Genomic DNA, 18,933 nt, shown 5'->3' with positions numbered 1-18,933 from the left:
CATCACACTGCTCTCCCGCCGGCATCTGCTCGGTCTCGGCGTCGGTGTGCTGAGCGCACCATTGATGGGGGCTGCGCGCGCAACGGATGCGGGCCGCGAGGCCCATGGGATTTCGGTGTTCGGCGACCTCAAATATCCGGCCGACTTCCCGCATTTCGACTACGTCAATCCCTCCGCGCCGAAGGGTGGTGTGTTTTCGCTGATCCCCTCGGTGCGCGCCTATAATCAGTCGTTCCAGACCTTCAACTCGCTCAATGCCTACATCCTCAAGGGTGAAGGCGCGCAGGGCATGGACATGACCTTTGCGCCGCTGATGGTGCGCGCCAATGACGAGCCCGATGCGATGTACGGGCTCGTGGCGAAATCGGTGCAGATTTCGCCCAATAAATTGATTTACCGTTTCACGCTGCGCCCCGAGGCGCGGTTTCACGACGGCTCGAAACTGACGGCCCAGGATGCCGCGTTCTCGCTGACCGCGCTCAAGACCAAAGGCCACCCGCTGATCGTGCAGCAGATGCGCGACATGGTGAAGGCGGAAGCGCCCGACGACGCGACGCTGGTCGTCACTTTCGCGGAAAAGCGCGCGCGCGACGTGCCGCTCTACGTCGCGGGCCTGCCGATCTTTTCGAAAGCCTATTACGCGGCGCGCGCCTTCGATGAATCCACGCTCGATAGACCCCTGGGGTCGGGACCGTATAAGGTCGGAAAATTCGAGGTCAATCGCTACATCGAGTTCGAACGGGTGAAGGATTGGTGGGCCGCGGATCTTGCGGTCGCGCGCGGCAGCTACAATTTCGACATTGTGCGCTACGAATTCTACCGCGACCGCGACGTCGCGTTCGAGGGGTTCACCGCCAAGAACTATCTGTTCCGCGAGGAGTTCACCGCGCGGGTCTGGGCGACGCGCTATGACTTCCCGGCGGTGAAGGATGGCCGGGTCAAGCTGGAAACCCTGCCGGACGAAACGCCGTCGGGCGCGCAGGGCTGGTTCATCAATACCCGTCGCGAAAAGTTTGGGGATCCGCGGGTTCGCGAGGCGCTGATCCAGGCGTTCGATTTCGAATGGACCAACAAGACCATCATGTATGGCGCGTATGCGCGCACCCATTCGCCGTTCCAGAATTCGGACATGATGGCGAAGGGACCGCCGTCGCCGGAAGAACTCAAGCTGCTCGAACCGTTTCGCGGTCAGGTACCCGACGAGGTGTTCGGTTCGCCGTTCGTGCCGCCGGTGTCGGATGGGTCGGGGCAGGACCGGACGCTGCTGCGCAAGGCGTCGCAACTGTTGCTGGATGCCGGCCTCGCCATCAAGGATGGCAAGCGGGTGCTGCCGAACGGCGAAGTCTTCAAAATCGAATTCCTGGTCGACGAGCCATCGCTGGAACCGCATCATGCGCCCTATATCAAGAATCTCGGCACGCTCGGGATCGAGGCAAGCCTGCGGCTGGTCGACCCCGTGCAGTACCGCGCCCGGGTGGAGGATTTCGACTTCGACATGACCATCGAGCGTTTCAGCATGTCGGCGACCCCCGGTGACGCCATGCGGCCGTTCTTCTCCTCGCAGGCGGCCGCGACCAAGGGGTCGTACAACCTCGCAGGGATAGCCAGTCCGGCGATCGACGTGCTGATCGAAAAGATCATCGGCGCCGACAATCGCACCGACCTGACGGTGGCGTGCCGCGCCTTCGACCGGGTGTTTCGCGCCGGCCGTTATTGGGTGCCGCAATGGTACCGGACGACGCACCCGATCGCCTATTGGGATCAGTTCGCACACCCCGAAAAGCCGCCGCGTTATGCGCAAGGCGTCGGCGCGCCGGAAAACTGGTGGACCGACCAAAACAAGGCGGCCAAGGCCGAGCAGGCGAAGTAATTCATGAGCGCCTACATCGCCCGCCGCATTCTCCTGATGATCCCCACGCTATTGGGGATCCTGTTCGTGTCGTTTGTCGTGGTGCAATTCGCGCCGGGTGGGCCGGTGGAGCGCGTCATCGCACAGCTCAGTGGCGCCGACACCGGCGGCACGTCGCGGATTTCGGGTGGCGGGGGTGATTTCGGCCCGCGTGGCCAGGTCGGCGCCTCCGGCGACGCGGTCGGATCGAAATATCGCGGCGCACAGGGGCTCGATCCCGATTTCATCAAGAGCCTGGAAAAGCAGTTCGGCTTCGACAAGCCGGCGCCGGAACGCTTCGCGCTGATGGTGTGGAATTTCTCGCGGTTCGATTTCGGCAAGAGCTATTTCCGCGATGTCAGCGTGCTGCAGCTGATCAAGGAAAAGCTGCCGGTCTCGATGTCGCTCGGGATCTGGATGACGCTGCTGACCTATCTGATCTCGATCCCGCTCGGCATTCGCAAGGCGGTGCAGGACGGCTCGAAGTTCGACACATGGACTTCGGCGGTCATCATCGTCGGATTTGCGATCCCGGGATTTCTGTTCGCGATCCTCCTGATCATCCTGTTCGCCGGCGGCTCGTTCTTCAACATCTTCCCGCTGCGAGGCCTCACCTCGGACGGCTGGTCGCAATTTCCCTGGTACTGGAAGATCCTCGACTATTTCTGGCACATCACCTTGCCGCTGATCTCGATGGTGCTTGGCGCCTTCGCCACCATGACGCTGCTGACCAAGAATTCGTTCCTCGATGAGATCCGCAAGCAATATGTGATGACCGCGCGCGCCAAGGGCTGCAGCGAACGCCAGGTGCTCTACAATCACGTCTTCCGCAACGCCATGCTGATCGTGATTGCCGGTTTCCCGGGCGCCTTCATTCACGCCTTCTTCTCGGGCTCGCTCTTGATCGAAACCATCTTTTCGCTGGACGGGCTCGGCCTGCTCGGCTTCGAGAGCGTGCTGAACCGTGACTATCCCGTGGTGTTCGGAACGCTGTTCATCTTCTCGCTGGTCGGCCTGGTGGTCAATCTGATTTCCGACCTCGCTTACATGTGGATTGATCCGCGGATCGATTTCGAGGCGCGGGAGGTCTGATGACGATCATCGCGCCGCCGCCGATCGAGACCACCACGCAGGCGCCGCTCGGTGACGCCGTGCCGATGACGCGGCATCGGTTCAGCCCGTCGCCGCTCAATCGCCGCCGCTGGCAGAATTTCAAATCGAACCGCCGGGGTTACTGGTCGTTTTGGATCTTTCTGATCCTGTTCTTCGTCTCCCTGTTCGCCGAACTGATCGCCAACGACCGTCCGTTCCTGATCAAGTTCGACGGCCATCTGTATTTTCCTGCCTTCGTCAGCTATTCCGAGACCACCTTCGGCGGCGACTTCGAGACCGCGGCCGACTATCGCGATCCTTACCTGCAGAAGCTGATCAAGGACAAGGGCGGCACCATCGTCTGGCCGCTGATCCGCTATTCCTACGACACCCATAATCTCGATTTGCCGACGCCGGCGCCGTCGAAGCCGACCTGGATGCTGACGGAAGCCGAATGCAAGGACGTGGTGCAGCGGAAAGGCCTCAAGAGCTGCCGCGACCTCGAATACAACTGGCTCGGCACCGACGACCAGGGCCGCGACGTGGTGGCGCGCCTGATCTACGGCTTTCGCATCTCGGTGCTGTTCGGCCTTGCCCTGACCATCATCTCCTCGATCATCGGGGTCGCCGCCGGCGGCGTGCAGGGCTATTTCGGCGGCTGGCTCGATCTCGGATTTCAGCGGTTCATCGAAATCTGGAGCGCCATTCCCTCGCTCTATCTGCTCTTGATCCTGTCGTCGGTGCTGGTGCCCGGCTTCTTTGTGCTGCTCGGCATTCTCCTGCTGTTCTCATGGGTGTCGCTGGTCGGCCTGGTGCGCGCGGAATTTCTGCGCGGACGCAATTTCGAATACATCATGGCGGCCCGCGCGCTCGGCGTGTCCAATGCCAAGATCATGTTTCGGCACCTGTTGCCCAACGCCATGGTCGCGACCATGACCTTCCTGCCCTTCATCGTGTCGTCGTCGGTGATGACGCTGACCGCGCTCGACTTTCTCGGCTTCGGGTTGCCGCCGGGCTCGCCCTCGCTCGGCGAACTGCTGTCGCAGGGCAAGGCCAACGTGCAGGCGCCGTGGCTCGGCTTCACCGGCTTTTTTGCGGTCGCGATCATGCTGTCGTTGTTGATCTTCATCGGGGAAGCCGTGCGCGACGCGTTCGATCCGCGCAAGACGTTCAGGTGAATTTGTGGTAGTTTGCCCCCGATACAGAGGTGACACATGAACAGGATCATTCGCGAGCACTATCCGGCGTCGAGGCTTCCTGAGGATCTCAGGGCAGGCGTCGATCCTTCTTCGACTGTCACGGTTACGATTGTCGAAGAGGAAAAAAGACCGGAAAAGGTGATGAGCCTAGAGGAGATTTTTGCTCTTCGTCGCCCTCCCTTCCGAACTGCGGAAGAGATTGACGAAGATTTGCGCCGTCAGCGGGATGAGTGGGATGACTGACGCAAGCGCTTCGTCCAAACTGTATTTTGATGCCAATGTATTTATCTATGCCGTCGAGGGTAGCGACGACATAGCGGGTCGCCTTCGAACACTATTCGAGTTGCTGAACAGAGCCGTCAATTTGGCTGTCACGAGTGAGTTAACGCTCGCGGAAGTGCTGCCAAAGGCGAATCCCATACGGCGTCGAAACTATTTGGAGCTGATATTGCATAGTGGCTTGTTCGATCTTCACCCGGTGACGCGCGACATCTTGATGGAAACCGCCAACTATCGGCGAATCGTTAGCGCGCTTGAGCCAGATATCTCCAAACCCCATGCCTCTATGCCTAAACTTCCCGATGCCATTCATGTGGTGACGGCAGTTCGCGCCGGGTGCAGGAGGATGTTGTCGTTCGATCGGGCGCTAAAATTGCCGGAAGGCTTGCACCGCGTGACTCGCGATGGGCTGCCTCGGTTGATCGAAGAAATGTCGTAATGGATGCCATCAACCAGCCTCTGCTCGATGTCCGCGATCTGTCGGTGGCGTTTCACCAGCCGAGCGGTGCGTCGGTTGCGGTCGACCACATTTCCTATGAGATCAAGCGCGGCGAATGCGTGGCGCTGGTCGGCGAATCCGGTTCGGGAAAATCCGTCAGCGCGCTGTCGATCCTGAAACTGCTGCCGTACCCGACCGCTTCCCATCCCTCCGGCAGCATTCGCTTCAAGGGCCGGGAATTGCTCGATCTGTCGGAGCGCGAGATACGCGGCATTCGCGGCAACGACATTTCGATCATCTTCCAGGAGCCGATGACCTCGCTCAATCCGCTGCACACCATCGAGTCACAGATCGTCGAGATTATGCAGCTGCACAGCGGTGTCAGCGGGTCGGTGGCACTGGCGCGGACGCTGGAACTGCTTATGCAGGTCGGCATTCCCGAACCGGAAACCCGGCTCGCGAGCTATCCGCATCAGCTGTCGGGCGGCCAGCGCCAGCGCGTGATGATCGCGATGGCGCTCGCCAACGAGCCCGATCTGTTGATCGCGGACGAGCCGACCACCGCGCTCGATGTCACCGTGCAGGCGCAGATCCTGACCCTGCTGGCGGAAATCCGTGCGCGGCTCGGCATGAGCCTTTTGTTCATCACCCACGATCTCGGCATCGTTCGCCGCATCGCCGACGTGGTCTGCGTCATGAACGGCGGCAAGATCGTCGAGCAGGGCCTGGTGGAGCAGGTCTTCACCGCGCCGAAACATCCGTATACCCGCGCATTGCTTGCCGCCGAGCCGAAGCCGGATCCCGCGCCGCCGCGGCCGGAGTCGCCGGTGGTGATCTCGGCCGACGATCTGAAGGTCTGGTTTCCGGTCAAGCGCGGTCTGCTGCGCTCGACCGTCGGGCATATCAAGGCGGTCGACGGCGTCAGCCTGGCGGTGCGCAAGGGCGAGACGCTCGGCGTCGTCGGCGAGTCCGGCTCCGGCAAGACCACGCTTGGACTCGCGCTGCTGCGGCTGATTTCGTCGGATGGCCCGATCGTGTTTCTCGGCAGCAACATCCAGGGCCTGCGGTTCAAGGCGATGCGGCCGTTCCGACGCGACATGCAGATCGTGTTTCAGGATCCGTTCGGCGCGCTGAGCCCGCGCATGTCGGTCGGCGACATCATCGCCGAAGGCCTCAGCGTGCACCAGAGCTCGCTGTCGCAAACTGAGCGCGAGGCACGCGTGATCAAGGCGTTGCGGGACGTCGGCATGGATCCGGCGACGCGATTCCGCTATCCGCATGAATTCTCCGGCGGCCAGCGCCAGCGCATCAGCATCGCCCGCGCGGTGGTGCTGGAGCCGAATTTCGTCGTGCTGGACGAGCCGACCAGCGCGCTCGATATGCTGTTCCAGGCGCAGATGGTCGATCTGTTGCGCGAACTGCAGCGCAAGCGCGACCTGACCTATATGTTCATTTCGCATGATCTGCGGGTCGTCGCCTCACTCGCGAGCCATCTGATCGTGATGCGTCTCGGCAAGGTGGTCGAGGAGGGCCCGGCGTCGGAACTGTTCAAGAATCCGAAGACCGACTACACCCGCGCGCTGTTCGCCGCGGCGTTCCGGCTGGAAACCGCGCCGGGCGGGGCTGTCGCGGATTAGCGCGTCAAGGCATGATCCGAATCATGATTGCCCATCGTGGCCTCGTGGTTCGAGACGCGCGCACCGCGCTTCTCACCATGAGGGTCTGGGACCTCATCCTGAGGAGCGCGCTGTTGCGCGCGTCTCGAAGGATGAAGCCACCGACCTGAGAATGACCTATTAGTCCAGCCGCTTGATCGCGGTGATCTCGCTGCCCGCGGCCTTGATGCGCGCGATGGCGTCGCGGGTGTTTTCGATCGCCGTCGCCATGTGATGCGCATTGGCGTGTACGATGGTTTGTGCATCCCGCACGATCGCCACGTGGCCGTTCCAGAAGATCAGATCGCCGCGCTGCAATGTTTTGGTTTCCGCCGGACCCAGGGCCCCGCCGAGGCTGTCCTGCTGCATATCGCTATCGCGCGGGCAGCCGGTGCCGGCGGCATTCAGGGATAGCTGGACGAGGCCGGAACAGTCGATGCCGAGGCTGGTCTTGCCGCCCCACAGATAGGGGGTGCCGGCGAACCGCTCGGCCACCGCGACGAAATCCTTCTCATAGAAGTCAATGCTGCTGAGGTGCTGAAGCGGCAGGTACCAGCCCTCGCGCGTCACGGCGAAGGGGCCTTCGTCGCGCACCACCGTAACCGTTGCCGCCATCGGCAGCGTGTCGACGGGCGGCAGTTTGATGGAGGGACCCGGAAACGCGAACGTTCTGAGCGCGGTGACCTTGTGCGTCGGCAGGGTTGCAGGCTTGGCAAGCGCGCGATCGGGAAGCCAGCCGACATAGCCGTCGCTATTCAATTGACCCCAGGCAAATCCTTCGCCATTGCGGTCATAGATGGTGACGCGCTCGCCTTTCAGCGCCTGCGTCAACAGCGTCGCATCGGAGGACGGCTCGCCACGCAATGGCGCGATCGCATCCGATATCTCGAACCGCTCGCCGGTGACGAAGCGCTCGGCCTTGATTCTGCCTTCGAGATATTGCGCGGCGAGGTCGGGCCGGGCCGGCGTCAGGCGCGGGTCATCCATAGCGTTCGCTCAACAGCTTGTAGATCGCACGCGCGGCCTGGCATTCGCCGCCTTCCGGACGCGCCGGTTTCGCCGACGGCGTCCAGCCGTAGATATCGACATGCAGCCAGCGTGTGGTGTCCTCGACGAAACGCTGCAGGAACAGTGCACAGGTGATGGAGCCGGCAAAGCCGCCCGACGGCGCGTTGTTGAGGTTGGCGACTTTCGAGTCCAGCCACGAATCGTAGGGCGGCCACAGCGGCAACCGCCACAACGGATCGTTCTCCTCATTGGCGCAGCGTGCGACGTCCAGCGCCAGCGTTTCATCATTGGTGTAAAAGGGCGGCAAATCCGGCCCCAGCGCCACCCGCGCCGCGCCGGTCAGGGTGCCCAGATCGATCAGCAGGTCGGGCTTGTCTTCGCAGGCCAGCGCCAGCGCATCGGCCAGCACCAGCCGGCCTTCGGCGTCGGTATTGCCGATTTCCACGCTCAGGCCCTTGCGCGAGGGAAAGATATCGAGCGGGCGGAAGGCGTTGCCGGCGACCGCGTTCTCGACCGCGGGAATCAGGACCCGCAGGCGCACCTTCAGTTTGGCGTCCATCACCATCAGCGCCAGCGCCAGCACGTTGGCGGCCCCGCCCATGTCTTTCTTCATGATCAGCATGCCGCTGGACGCCTTCAGATCGAGCCCGCCGGTATCGAAGCAGACGCCCTTGCCGACCAGCGTCACCTTGGGATGGTCAGGATCGCCCCAGGCCAGATCGATCAGCCGCGGCGCGCGCGGCGACGCCATCCCCACCGCGTGAATCAGCGGGAAATTCTGTCGCGCCAGTTCGTCGCCGACGATGCAGTTGAAGTCGGCGCCGAAGCGCGTTGCGAGCTCTCGCGCGGCCAACTCCAGCTCTTCCGGTCCCAAGTCGTTGGCCGGCGTATTGATGAGATTGCGGGCCAGGTGAACGGCTTCCGCCATGCGCGTGATGGCGGCAACGTCGATGCCTTCGGGCGGCACCAGTCTGACGCCGGGCGCATCCGCCTTGCGATAGCGGCTGAAGCGATAGCTTCCGAGTGCAAAGGCAAGTGTCGCGAGGCGCGTATCATGCGGCGCGTTGGCAAAACGATAGACGCCCGGCGGCAGCAGTCCCGGCAACAGGCCGGGCCTGAACAGATCGCGGAATTTGCTGGTCGCCTCCTCGAGGCCGAACACGACTCGCGCGATCTTCCCGTCGGCGGAGGGCAGGGTGAGGCAGGCGCCGGGCTTGGCCTTGAAGCCGTTTGCTTGCGAGAACTGCCGGGCCTGGGCGGGAAGCTCGTCGCAAATCGCCTCCCACGTCGCCTTTGTTGCAAACATGATGGGAATGGCCGGCGTGGCGGGCGCGGTCTCGAACACGGAATCCATGCTTGTCTCGGTCTTCGCGTGAAACGGGGCAGGAGCAACGCCGGCGGATACGTCAATTGGCCGGACGGCGCAGGCTTTAGCCCCTCTGTTTTGTCTTTCTACAATGACTGACCATTTCAAACCAGACCGAACCGGTGGCGAATATCGCGGTCTCCTGCACGCGCGGAGTGAGCGCAGCGGCGATGACGTCGAGGTGACTTGACCGCGCGCGCGACAAAAACCTACACGTTCGCTGCCTGCGCTTGAGTGGGGCGCTTAACCGGGGACCTCGATGGCTTACAACAGAACGACCTTCCGCAAAATCCTGGCACGCGGTCTGGCCGTGACGGCTTTGCTCTGCATCTACAGCTTCAGTATCCTCGGCGCATCGGCGCTGTTGTTGGGAGCATCCAGCACTTCAGCGCTTGCCTTTGGCGGCCATGGGGGTGGTCACGGTGGCGGCGGTTTCCGCGGTGGTGGTTTCCGCGGCGGCGGGTTCGGCTGGGGACCGGGCTATTACGGACCCTACGGTTATGACGGATACTATCCCTACGAGGGCGACATCGGCGTTTGCTACGCGGTCCGGCAGCGCGTCAAGACGCGCCACGGCTGGGGAATCCGCCGGGTCTCGATCTGCGAGTAGTCCGTCGCCGGCGGCCGGTCGCGATCCATTATCGACCGCAATTCCAGACCTCGCCGATCGGGGTCTCGGTCCAGCACGGGCCGAAGCCGCCGCCGGTCCAGCGTCCGCGATAAAAGCCCGGGCCGCCGTACCAGTAGCCCCGGGATCTGTTCTGTGCCTGTTCCCATTCGATCCGTTCGGGGGAGCGGTAGCCGGGCAAAAAGCCGTAGCCGTGCCAGCGGCGCGCGACATGGCGCTTCGCCGGCGCCGGCGCCGCAAAGACTGTCGTGGTCGACAGCAGCACGGCTGCAATCGCAATAAGACCGGAGAGATTTCGTAACATCGAGGGGCCGTCCCGTTCCGTTTGTTGGCAGTCCGCCACCTTACGGCCGGTTTGCCTGAGCGTGGGGTAAATCCTTCGATATCAACTGAAGGAGTTGTTGGTATCGAATCGATCGCTGCATCTGTGTTTCCAAATGTTGAAATTGTTACCAGTCAGCTGCGGCGGGCTGGAAATCATCCACCTTTTTGCGCCCGCTGTTTCCTTCTGAAGCTCGATCAAAATTTTAATCGACCTCATTTGCCGATAAAAAAGGTTGCAGATGCCGGGCCAGCCGACAACGACGTTGTGGAGATACGGGAACGCCCTCTTACGTCGGTGAGAGCGGCCTTCGCGGCGGCGCCAGTTAACCGGTCGTTAGGGTTAACAGTCTATTGCTGGCGCAATTCGGCTCGATCAATCCCTGCTATCGTGAGCTACAGTGCCATGCGTCAGCACTCCAGCCTTGCCCGGCTCCTTGCGTCCGCAGCCGTGACGGCGATTTTGGCCACCGGGCTCGGCGGCTGCCAGACCATGTCCGATATTACGGGATCGCTGACGACAAAATCCGAGCCCGGTCCCGATGCCGATCCGCGGCGCGCGGTTGAAGTTTATGGCGAGCGCTATCGCGCCGATCCCAAGGATACCGACGCCGCGCTGGCCTATGGCCAGGCGCTGCGCGCCACCGGGCAGCGCGCCCAGGCCGTCGCCGTGCTCGAACAGGCTACCCTCGCCCATCCCGGCAACAAGCCGCTGCTCGCCGGCTATGGCCGGGCGCTCGCCGACAATGGCAATTTCCAGCAGGCGTTCGACGTGCTGTCGCACGCCCATTCGCCCGACAATCCCGACTGGCGGATTCTTTCGGTGCAGGGAACTGCGCTCGATCAGCTTGGCCGGCATGACGAAGCGCGCCAGTATTACGCCAGCGCCTTGAAGATCGCGCCCGACGAACCGTCGGTGTTGTCCAATCTCGGCCTTTCGTATGTGCTTTCCAAGGAGTTGCCGAAGGCGGAAGAAATTCTTCGCCGGGCTTACGCCAGCACCAAGGCCGACGCGCGGGTGCGGCAGAATCTCGGTCTGGTGGTGGGCCTGCAGGGCCGCTTCGCCGAGGCGGAAAGCATCGTGAGAGCCGACCTGCCGGAAGACGAGGCGGCCGCCAATGTCGCCTATCTGAAGCAGATGCTGAGCCGCAAGGACGGTCCGGGTGCCCATGCCGGGACCATGCCGGTGGCGGCACTCAACCGTCCGGACTGAAACGCAGGGGGCCGCGTCGACAGGCTCATTGCATCGCCGCGACCTTGATGCCGGTCGGCCCGAGGATGACGACGAACAGCACAGGCAGGAAGAACAGAATCATCGGCACGGTCAGCTTCGGCGGCAAGGCGGCTGCCTTCTTCTCGGCCTCGTTCATGCGCATGTCGCGATTTTCCTGCGCCATCACGCGCAGGCTCTGACCGAGCGGCGTGCCGTAACGTTCCGACTGCTGCAGCGCCAGACAGACCGATTTCACACCCTCGAGCCCGGTGCGCTTGGCCAGATTTTCGTAAGCCACCTTGCGATCCTGCAGGTAGGACAGTTCGGCCGTGGTCAGGATGAATTCCTCCGACAGCGCAACCGACTGGGTCACGATTTCGGTCGAGACCTTGCGGAAGGCGGTTTCGATCGACATGCCGGACTCGATGCAGATCAGCAGCAGATCGAGCGCATCTGGGAATGCGCGCCTGATCGAGAGCTGGCGCTTCGTGATCGCGTTTTTCAAAAACAGCATCGGCGCCTGCAACCCGAAATAGGCCGCGACGATGCAGATGCCCACCTTTATCGGAAACGACTTCTCCATATGCGAGATCACGAAGACATACAGCACCGACGCGATGAACAGCACGATGGGCGTCACCAGCCGGAAGAACAGGAATGTGACGTAGGGCGCCTGTCCGCGATAGCCGGCCATAACCAGCTTTTCGCGCGCGGCTTCCTGGGCCAGCCATTTTCCCAGGTTGAAGTCCTCCACCACCTTGGAGACCAGCTGTTTCGGGGTCTGCCGCAGCGATACCCTTTCGGTCTTGGCCAGACGATCGCGCTCGCGCTGCCGGAGCCGTTCCCGTTCGCTCGCGACCGCCTTCATGCGCTTGGCCAGTCCCTCGCCCGCGAACAGCGGCATGATCAGCGTGTAGGCCGTCGCACTCACCGCGATAGCGGCGAGCAGCATGGTCATGAACCGCGCGTCGTGGATTTTGTCGACAAGAAATTCAATCATGCTGCACCATCAGAAGTCGAAGTTGATCATTCTTTTCATCACGAAGATGCCGATGGACATCCAGATCACGCAACCAACGAGCATCAGTTGGCCGGTCGGGTGCGTCCACAGCAACGAGATGTATTGGGGGGTCGAGAGGTAAACCAGCAGCATGACGATCGGCGGCAACGAACCAATGATGCCCGCGGACGCCTTGGCTTCCATCGACATCGCCTGAATCTTCTCGGCCATTTTCTTGCGGTCGCGCAGCACCTTGGACAGATTGCCCAGGGCTTCCGACAGGTTGCCGCCCGATTTCTGCTGGATCGCTATCACGATCCCGAAGAAGTTCGCCTCCGGCACCGGCATCCGTTCGAACAGCCGCGCGCAGGCCTCGCCGAGCGGCATGCCGATCGCCTGGGTCTCGATGATGGCCAGGAATTCGCTCTTGAGCGGTTCCGGAGCGTCGGCGGCGACGACCTTGATCGATTCAAACAACGGCAGGCCGGCCTTGATGCCGCGCACGATCACGTCGACGGCGTCCGGCAGCGCCTTGAGGAATTTCGCTTCGCGGCGCTTCTTGAGGTAGCTCAGCATCCAGCGCGGCAGGCCGAAGCCGGCGGCGAACGCCAGGCCGACGGCCCCGATCAATCCACCCTTGAACAGCATCGCGATTGCGAAGGCGACGGCGGCGAGAACCCCGGAAATGATCATGAATTTCTGAGGTGTCCAGGAAAGGCCGGCCTGGGTGAGGCGGCTACTCAGCGGGATCTTCTTTTCCTTCAGGCGGCGCGCCTCGAGGTCCTTGAGCGATCCTTCGACCTGCTCGCGGCGCGAACGCTGGTTCTTGTCGATCGGCCGGCCGGACGGCTCCGGCCTTGCGACCGACGCACGGCGAGCCTCGGCCTTTTTTTCCCCCGACAGCAACGGATACACGAATACCCACGCCAAACCGCCGATGGCGGTGGCCGCGAGAAAGGACAATGCGAGCGGTTGTATGTTCATGGCGGGCTTCCCTAGACCTCCGTGACGACTTCGGCGGCGTCGAGTGCTGCGGCAAGCCGCTTCTCTTCGCCGTAATATCGCGCGCGGTCCCAAAAGCGCGGCCGTCCGATGCCGGTCGAGCGGTGCCGGCCGATGATATGTCCGTTGGCGTCCTCGCCGATCATGTCGTAGAGGAACAGGTCCTGGGTAATGATGGTGTCGCCTTCCATTCCCATCACCTCGGTGATGTGGGTGATGCGCCGGGAGCCGTCGCGCAAGCGGGCGGCCTGGATGACGACGTCGATCGAGGCACAGATCATCTCGCGAATGGTCCGCGACGGCAGCGAAAATCCGCCCATCGTGATCATCGATTCGCAGCGCGACAGCGCCTCGCGCGGATTGTTGGCGTGCAGCGTTCCCATCGATCCGTCGTGACCGGTGTTCATGGCCTGCAGCAGGTCGAAGGCCTCCGGTCCGCGGACTTCGCCGACGATGATGCGTTCGGGACGCATACGCAGGCAGTTCCGCACCAGTTCGCGCATGGTGATCTGACCCTCGCCCTCGATGTTGGGCGGGCGGGTTTCGAGCCGCACCACATGAGGCTGCTGCAACTGAAGTTCGGCGGCGTCTTCGCAGGTGATGATGCGTTCGTCGTCCTCGATAAATTGGGTGAGGCAATTCAGCAGCGTGGTCTTGCCCGAGCCGGTGCCTCCGGAGATCAGGACGTTGGCGCGGCAGCGCCCGATAATCTGCAGGATCTCGGCGCCCTCGGGCGAAATCGCGCCGAACTTGACCAGCTGGTCGAGGGTCAGCTTGTCCTTTTTGAACTTGCGGATCGTTAATGCGGGGCCGTCGAGCGCCAGCGGCGGGACGATGGCGTTGACGCGCGAGCCGTCGGCAAGCCGCGCGTCGCAGATCGGCGAGGATTCGTCGACGCGGCGGCCGACCTGGCTGACGATACGCTGGCAGATATTCAAAAGCTGCTGATTGTCGCGGAAGCGGATGCCGGTGCGCTGGATGCGGCCGGCGACTTCGATGAACACCGTTCCGGCACCGTTGACCATGATGTCGGAGATATCGTCGCGCGACAGCAGCGGTTCCAGCGGGCCGTATCCGAGAACGTCGTTGCAGATGTCGTCGAGCAGCTCCTCCTGCTCGGCGATCGACATCACGATGTTCTTGATCGCGATGATCTCGTTGACGATATCGCGAATTTCCTCGCGCGCCGACTCGCCGTCGAGTTTGGCGAGCTGGGCAAGGTCGATCGCCTCGATCAGGGCGCCGAAGATCGTCGCCTTGACCTGGTAATAGGTGTCCGAGCGCCGGGCTTCGATGGTCGGCGCAGGTGCCGGTTTGGCCGGGGAGAGCGGCGGCGAGGAAACCGTGGGCGGAGATACGCTGCGCGAAACGGCAGGCGCGGCGCCGGAAGATAATTCCGGCGCGCCTCCGGCGGGCCTCGTGGCCCGGGAATCGTTTTCAGCTCCGCTACGCTTACCAAACACGACCGTACTCCACGCGGGCTGCTTACTTCGCCCGCAGCTTCTCTATCAGGGGCGACAGGAACGAACCCCTCGGCTTTTTGGTCTCGCCGCGGCCTGTCAGCCGTTGCGCGATCTGCAGAAACATCTCGGTGGTGCGATGGCTGGCGGAGATTTCCGCGATCATCTGGCCATTGTTGGCCGCCGAGCCGAATATCTGCGGGTCGAACGGGATGGTGACTACCGGCTGGCTCTCGATTGCCTTGGCGAATTCGCTGGCGTTGATTTCCGGCCGCTTCGGCACACCGACCTGATTGAGACAATACAGCGGCGTCCGGTCGTTGGGCCGCGATGCCTTGAGCAGGTCGTATATGTTCTTGGTGTTGCGCAGGTTGGCGAGGTCCGGCGCCGCGACGATCAGAATATCGTCCGCACCGACCAGGGCGCGCTTGGTCCAGCCCGACCATTGATGGGGAACGTCGAGCACGATGCACGGCATCGTCGAGCGAAGCGTGTCGAAGATCGAATCGAACGCATCGGCGCCGAAGTCGTAGACCCGCTCGAGCGTGGCCGGCGCCGCCAGCAGGCTGAGATGGTCGGTGCATTTCGACAACAGGCGATCGATGAACGCGGTATCGATGCGATCGGGCGAGAACACCGCGTCGGCAATGCCCTGCGGAGGGTCCTGATTGTAATCAAGACCGGCAGTGCCGAACGCGAGGTCGAGGTCGGCAACGACGGAATCCAGCGCGAGATCGCGCGCGATCGCCCAGGCAACGTTGTGCGCGATGGTGGAAGCGCCGACGCCGCCTTTTGCTCCGACGATCGCGATGATCCGGCCGACCGCCTTCGCCTCCGGTGCCGAGAACAGCCCGCAAATCGACCGCACCACGTCGAGCGCGTTGACCGGCGAAATCACGTAGTCGCTGACGCCGCGCCGCACCAGTTCGCGATACAGCGTGACATCGTTGACACGGCCGATCACCACCACGCGGGTTCCGGCATCGCACACGGTTGCAAGTTGATCGAGGCCGGCAAGAATATCGCTGCGGCCCTCGGTTTCCAGGATGATCACGTTCGGGGTGGGCGCGGTGCGATAGGCTTCGATGGCGGCCGCCATGCCGCCCATTTGAATCTTGAGATGGGCCTTGCCGAGGCGGCGGTCCTCGCCGCCCGACTGCACGGCGGCTGCGGTTTCCACCGTCTCGCAAAAGGCCTGCACGGACACGCGCGGCGCCGGCGCGATATGGTCGTCCACCGGGTGCGATGTGGCGTCCGGCGGCGCTTCGGGGTTTTGACGGGCGTAGCTGATCATTTGCCTGTATCGCTGAGTTTGGCTTTTTCGCCATCGGGATAGACGGTCGCGGTCGGGGCACCCCTGCGATACTTCTCGAAAGCCTCTGAGCGCCGGGTCGTGTAGGGCGGCGTTTCGGACCGCGGCTGCACCAGGTCCGACGGATTGTCGACCATCGCCGCCATGTTGCGCTGATAGGCGCAGCCGAAATTGTAGTAGGACTTGTTTTCGAAATAGCTCTTGTTCTTGATCGAGGATCCGAGATCCTCAGGCCACAAGCCGCAAGGACCGGCCACGGCCGAGATTTTCGGATAGTTCAGCCGGATCGCGGCCATCTGGCGCGGGTCTTCCGGATGATACTGGTGGACGACGATTCCGCGCGGCGGCACGCCGGCCGCCGAGAGCATCGCCTGAATTTCCCGGAACGAATCCGCGGCCGCCTTGGCATTGGGGGTGTCGATCGGCACATCGGCGGTGATCGCGCCGGTTCCCTCCGCGAGCCAGGTTTGCGCCAGCCCCATCACGTCGGCGCGCTGCGAAGCGGAAAGGCCGCCGCGCGCATGACCGATGAAAATGACGACCGACCGGTCGGCTTCCTGGACCACGATCGGATGACGCAGGCGATAATCGTCGGGAACGCTCGCCGTCAACGCGTCGTCCGTGTGCGTGCAGGCGCCCAGCGCGAGGGCGAGGCCGACAAGCGCTCCCGCCGTGCGGAGGGCGGCGCGCTTGCGATCGACGGGTGTTTGGGCTGTCATCGTCTTCGTCCCGCCTCAGTCGGTAATAAAGCCATAGGTGCCGCGATAATTCCGGGCCGGTTCGGTCTGGCCCGGCACGCCATAGATGCGATTGATGCTGCCTAGCAGATCGGCCTGCGGATCGGAGGCGTTGGCAAAGCCGTCATCCGGACGCGACAGGTCCTTCTGCGCGACCGCACGCACGATGAAAGGCGTCACCAGCACCATCAGTTCGGTCTGGCTGTTGACGTAATCCCGGCTGCGGAACAGCGCGCCGAGAACCGGCAATTGCGACAGGCCGGGCAAGCCGTTGATGGCCTGCTTGGTCTGTTCCTGGATCAGGCCGGCCATCGCCATCGCGCCGCCGGAGGGAATTTCCAGCGTGGTCTCGGCACGGCGGGTTTTGATCGAGGGAATGGTCAAGGAATTCACCGTGCTGGCGGTGACCGCCTGCGACAGCGTGATCGAGTTGTCGTTCGACAGTTCGGACACTTCCGTCATCACCCGCAAGGAGATCCGGCCCTCGGCCAGCACGACCGGCGTGAAGTTGAGAGAGATACCGAACTTCTTGTAGGTGATCTGGGTGGTACAGACATGCGTGGTGGGATCGCAGGAATAACCGGCCGGAATCGGAAACTCGCCGCCTGCGATGAACGTCGCGGACTCGCCGGAAATCGCCGTCAGGTTGGGCTCGGCCAGCGTTCGCACCACGCCCGCGCTCTCCATCGCACGCAACGTGGCCTGGACCGACGGCGTAGAGCCGAACGACGCGCTCGCGCTGTTGCCGGAGACCAGCGAGCGGCCATAGGCCGTGAACGGGTTGCTGTTGTTGAAATTCACGACCGTGGTGCCGTAATTCAGGCTGCCGCTGAGGTCGATGCCCATCTGCTTGATGATCGAGCGCGCCACCTCGGCGACCGTCACCTTCAGCATCACCTGGTCGCGGCCCCGGACCGCGATCGAGTTGACGACCTTGTCCGGGCCGCCCGTCAGCCGTGCGGCGAGATCGCCGGCCTGCTGGGCCTCGATCGGACTTGCCGCCGTGCCTGTCAACATCACGCCGTCGCCGACGCCTTCGATCTGGATATCGGCATTGGGCAGCGTCGCCTTCAGCGCGGCGCGAAGGCCGTTGAGGTCTCGTTTGACCGCGATGTCATAGGCGGCGATCTGCTGGCCTGCGGAATCGAAGAACACGATGTTTGTCTGGCCAACCGTTGCGCCGATGATGTAGGCGCGCTGCGCGGAACGCACCACGGCGTTTGCGATTTTCGGGTCGGCGACCAGGACATCCTTGATGTCACGCGGCAAATCGATCACGACGGATTTGCCGACGCCGAGTGCCAGAAACCGCGCATTCATCTGGCCGTCGGCGGCGACCGGTGCCACGGCGCGATAGTCACTCGCCACCACCGGGGTCAAAGCCGGATTGAGCGTCAGCGCCGCGACCGCCGAAAACGACAGGGCGCGGACCACGAAGGCCCGCATCAGCAGCTGATTTCCCCGGCATTTCATGTCGTACGTCCTCATGGTCACTTCTGTGTCGTGGTCGGGCTTGAGACGCCGTAGCGAACTACATTGATGCTGTCGCCGCGCTTGGGACCCTCGTCGTCGGACCTGGTCTCGACGGCGTTGAGATCGGCAATACTGCGCAGCGCCAGCGACAGCGTGCCGCTCTGGCGCGCGCGGGCGAGCGTCTCGGATTGCTCGGGCTTTAATTCAAGCGTGACCGTCTTGCCCACCACGGCATTCTGGCCGTCTTTTTCCTTCGGGGCCTGATCGATCGCGAGCACGCGAACATTGCTCAGGATGATTTCCGAGTTGACGACGTCGGATGGGCCGGCGTGGTCCGGGTTCTTCTCGTGCTTGGAAAGAATGACGTCGACCCGGTCGTTCGGCAGAATGAAGCCGCCGGCACCGGTTTCCGGCGAGATTTCGGTGGAAACGGCGCGCATGCCGGTCGGCAGAATCGCCGCCATGAAGCCGGAGCCGGGCGCTTTGACCAGCTTCGGTTCGCGGATCGGTTCGCCGGCGATGAACGGCGCGCGCGCGATCGATCCGGCGACCTGGGTCGTTGCATCGGGGCGTTCGTTGCGGCGAATGAAGCTGTTGCTGGCGGTCGCGGCCGGCCAGGTCTGCCACTGCATATCCTCGGGCGTCACGGTCTGGCCAAGGCCGATGTCGGACTTCGCCACCAGTACGTCCACGGTTTGCAGTTGGGCAACCGGCGCGGTCGGGGCAGCCTTGTTGTCGGACCCGCTCGCCAGATATGCGGCAATGCCACCGGCGCCGACAGCGATGGTCAGGACCACAATGCGTGCGGTATTCATACGCTTCACTTTCCACATTACGCCGCGACGCTTCCGCCGCCGTGAT

General features: G+C 63.0%; 18 protein-coding genes. 8 read left to right on the top strand and 10 right to left on the bottom strand.

Annotated features, from left to right (window positions below):
- The first annotated feature begins 1 nt into the window (after position 1).
- Genes B5527_RS35500 through B5527_RS35475 form a run of 6 tightly spaced genes read left to right on the top strand, consistent with a single transcriptional unit; the run spans position 2 to position 6,534 of the window.
- Entirely contained in the window at positions 2 to 1,870 is a 1,869-nt protein-coding gene (locus B5527_RS35500) for an extracellular solute-binding protein (protein WP_210199319.1), read from the top strand.
- Positions 1,871 to 1,873: 3 nt separating this feature from the next.
- Positions 1,874 to 2,980 (top strand): microcin C ABC transporter permease YejB, encoded by a 1,107-nt coding sequence (locus B5527_RS35495; protein ID WP_079605641.1) that lies wholly within the window; start codon positions 1,874 to 1,876, stop codon positions 2,978 to 2,980.
- Positions 2,980 to 4,158: an ABC transporter permease gene (locus B5527_RS35490; protein WP_079605640.1), complete on the top strand. Its 1,179-nt coding sequence runs from the start codon at positions 2,980 to 2,982 to the stop codon at positions 4,156 to 4,158. The genes B5527_RS35495 and B5527_RS35490 overlap by 1 nt, the downstream gene beginning before the upstream one ends.
- 36 nt (positions 4,159 to 4,194) lie before the next feature.
- A complete protein-coding gene (locus B5527_RS35485) occupies positions 4,195 to 4,422 on the top strand; it encodes a hypothetical protein (protein WP_079605639.1) in 228 nt (75 codons plus the stop codon).
- Complete coding sequence (locus B5527_RS35480; protein ID WP_172842760.1) at positions 4,415 to 4,897, top strand: type II toxin-antitoxin system VapC family toxin; 483 nt, start codon at positions 4,415 to 4,417, stop codon at positions 4,895 to 4,897. The genes B5527_RS35485 and B5527_RS35480 overlap by 8 nt, the downstream gene beginning before the upstream one ends.
- On the top strand, positions 4,897 to 6,534 hold the full coding sequence (locus tag B5527_RS35475; RefSeq protein WP_079605637.1) for an ABC transporter ATP-binding protein: 1,638 nt from the start codon (positions 4,897 to 4,899) through the stop codon (positions 6,532 to 6,534). Before B5527_RS35480 ends, B5527_RS35475 begins: the two co-directional genes overlap by 1 nt.
- Positions 6,535 to 6,693: 159 nt before the next feature.
- Here B5527_RS35475 and B5527_RS35470 read toward each other — a convergent pair whose 3' ends face one another.
- Positions 6,694 to 7,539 (bottom strand): NlpC/P60 family protein, encoded by an 846-nt coding sequence (locus B5527_RS35470; RefSeq protein WP_079605636.1) that lies wholly within the window; start codon positions 7,537 to 7,539, stop codon positions 6,694 to 6,696.
- Positions 7,532 to 8,914, bottom strand: a complete 1,383-nt coding sequence (locus B5527_RS35465) for a leucyl aminopeptidase family protein (protein ID WP_079605635.1) — start codon at positions 8,912 to 8,914, stop codon at positions 7,532 to 7,534. Before B5527_RS35465 ends, B5527_RS35470 begins: the two co-directional genes overlap by 8 nt.
- 271 nt (positions 8,915 to 9,185) lie before the next feature.
- Between B5527_RS35465 and B5527_RS35460 the strand changes: the two genes are divergently transcribed.
- Complete coding sequence (locus B5527_RS35460; protein ID WP_245332376.1) at positions 9,186 to 9,536, top strand: hypothetical protein; 351 nt, start codon at positions 9,186 to 9,188, stop codon at positions 9,534 to 9,536.
- A 28-nt stretch (positions 9,537 to 9,564) separates the two neighbouring features.
- Here the strand turns inward: B5527_RS35460 and B5527_RS35455 are convergent, their stop codons facing one another.
- Positions 9,565 to 9,858: a hypothetical protein gene (locus B5527_RS35455; RefSeq protein ID WP_172842759.1), complete on the bottom strand. Its 294-nt coding sequence runs from the start codon at positions 9,856 to 9,858 to the stop codon at positions 9,565 to 9,567.
- A 423-nt stretch (positions 9,859 to 10,281) separates the two neighbouring features.
- On the opposite strand from B5527_RS35455, the gene B5527_RS35450 reads away from it, so the two are divergent.
- Positions 10,282 to 11,088 carry a tetratricopeptide repeat protein gene (locus tag B5527_RS35450; RefSeq protein ID WP_079605633.1) on the top strand — a complete coding sequence of 269 codons (807 nt, stop codon included), beginning with the start codon at positions 10,282 to 10,284 and terminating at the stop codon, positions 11,086 to 11,088.
- Positions 11,089 to 11,113: 25 nt separating this feature from the next.
- On the opposite strand, the gene B5527_RS35445 is transcribed toward B5527_RS35450, so the two are convergent.
- Genes B5527_RS35445 through cpaB form a run of 7 tightly spaced genes read right to left on the bottom strand, consistent with a single transcriptional unit; the run spans position 11,114 to position 18,887 of the window.
- Complete coding sequence (locus B5527_RS35445; RefSeq protein WP_079605632.1) at positions 11,114 to 12,088, bottom strand: type II secretion system F family protein; 975 nt, start codon at positions 12,086 to 12,088, stop codon at positions 11,114 to 11,116.
- 9 nt (positions 12,089 to 12,097) lie between these two features.
- Entirely contained in the window at positions 12,098 to 13,072 is a 975-nt protein-coding gene (locus tag B5527_RS35440) for a type II secretion system F family protein (RefSeq protein WP_079605631.1), read from the bottom strand.
- Positions 13,073 to 13,083: 11 nt separating this feature from the next.
- Entirely contained in the window at positions 13,084 to 14,553 is a 1,470-nt protein-coding gene (locus tag B5527_RS35435) for a CpaF family protein (protein WP_079605630.1), read from the bottom strand.
- A gap of 22 nt (positions 14,554 to 14,575) precedes the next feature.
- Positions 14,576 to 15,844, bottom strand: coding sequence for an AAA family ATPase (locus B5527_RS35430; RefSeq protein WP_079605629.1), 1,269 nt, complete (start codon positions 15,842 to 15,844; stop codon positions 14,576 to 14,578).
- Positions 15,841 to 16,581 carry a CpaD family pilus assembly protein gene (locus tag B5527_RS35425; RefSeq protein WP_079605628.1) on the bottom strand — a complete coding sequence of 247 codons (741 nt, stop codon included), beginning with the start codon at positions 16,579 to 16,581 and terminating at the stop codon, positions 15,841 to 15,843. Before B5527_RS35425 ends, B5527_RS35430 begins: the two co-directional genes overlap by 4 nt.
- A gap of 15 nt (positions 16,582 to 16,596) precedes the next feature.
- Entirely contained in the window at positions 16,597 to 18,087 is a 1,491-nt protein-coding gene (locus tag B5527_RS35420) for a type II and III secretion system protein family protein (protein ID WP_154072942.1), read from the bottom strand.
- Between the two features lie 2 nt (positions 18,088 to 18,089).
- Positions 18,090 to 18,887 carry a Flp pilus assembly protein CpaB gene (gene cpaB / locus B5527_RS35415; protein ID WP_079607758.1) on the bottom strand — a complete coding sequence of 266 codons (798 nt, stop codon included), beginning with the start codon at positions 18,885 to 18,887 and terminating at the stop codon, positions 18,090 to 18,092.
- Positions 18,888 to 18,933: the final 46 nt, after the last annotated feature.

It is taken from the genome of Bradyrhizobium erythrophlei, from assembly GCF_900129425.1.
GTDB classification, from domain to species: Bacteria; Pseudomonadota; Alphaproteobacteria; order Rhizobiales; family Xanthobacteraceae; genus Bradyrhizobium; species Bradyrhizobium erythrophlei_C.
This window is presented reverse-complemented; position numbering and strand designations above follow the sequence as displayed.